This window comes from Parafrigoribacterium mesophilum (assembly GCF_039652555.1).
Taxonomy (GTDB): Bacteria; Actinomycetota; Actinomycetes; order Actinomycetales; family Microbacteriaceae; genus Parafrigoribacterium; species Parafrigoribacterium mesophilum.
On record NZ_JBDJAF010000059.1, the window covers coordinates 1 to 272 of the forward strand.

General features: G+C 75.0%; 1 protein-coding gene. It reads left to right on the forward strand.

Annotated elements, in window-relative coordinates; all coding sequences use genetic code 11:
• The coding region (locus ABFX56_RS16090) for a hypothetical protein (protein ID WP_346234365.1) at nucleotides 1-272 on the forward strand (272 nt) is incomplete at both ends.

A 272-nucleotide genomic window follows, 5' to 3' on the forward strand; every position in this document is an offset into this window, starting at 1 on the left:
TGCCCGGCCTGTCCTCCACTCGCCTCGCCGCCCTGCCCGATGCCGCCGCGCTGCTGCTGTCGCTGATCGACCACCTGCGCCCGGCCGAGATCGTGTTCTCCTCCTGGGGCCTGCGCGAAGGGCTGCTTTACGCGGCCATGCCCGAAGGCACGCGGCGGCAGGACCCGCTTCTCGCCGGGGTGGCCGCTTTCGTCGAGCAGGAGCGTGCCTCGCCCGCCGCCGCGGCCATGGTGGCGGGCTGGACCGCGCCGGTCAGCAGTCCCGAGCTCCCC